The organism is Stenotrophomonas sp. A3_2, from assembly GCF_036624925.1.
Classification (GTDB): Bacteria; Pseudomonadota; Gammaproteobacteria; order Xanthomonadales; family Xanthomonadaceae; genus Stenotrophomonas; species Stenotrophomonas hibiscicola.
On record NZ_JAZKVY010000187.1, the window covers coordinates 1 to 552 of the forward strand.

General features: G+C 69.2%; 1 protein-coding gene. It reads right to left on the reverse strand.

What is annotated here, in order from left to right:
- Positions 1–552 (reverse strand): biotin carboxylase N-terminal domain-containing protein (locus R5H29_RS05640; RefSeq protein WP_332328893.1); only part of this gene is annotated, 552 nt, incomplete at both ends.

Sequence of the window (552 nt, forward strand, 5' to 3'; positions counted from 1 at the left end):
GTATTTCTCCACCAGCACCCGCGCATCGCCGAAGCTGGCGGCGCCCTCCCGCTGCGCGCCTTCAAGCGCCGCGGCGAAATCCTCGGCGCGCTCCACGATGCGCATGCCCTTGCCGCCACCGCCCGCGCTGGCCTTGATCAGCACCGGATAGCCAATGCGCGCCGCCTCCGCCGCCAGCAGGGCAAGTGACTGATCCTCCCCATGGTAACCCGGCACCAGCGGCACGCCGGATTTCTCCATCAGCGTCTTGGACGCCGCTTTCGACCCCATGGCGCGGATCGCGCCGGCGGGTGGTCCCACAAAAACGATCCCAGCAGCGGCACAGGCATCCGCGAAATCGGCATTCTCGGAAAGAAAACCGTAGCCCGGGTGCACCGCCGCGGCACCGCTGCGCTGCGCCGCCTCTATGACACGGTCGATGCGCAAATAGCTGTCGCGCGCCGGCGCCGGCCCGATCGGCCACGCTTCATCGGCCTCGCGCACATGGAGCGCCTCGGCATCCGCTTCGGAATAGACAGCGATCGTGCGGATGCCGAGCCGGCGGGCGGTGCG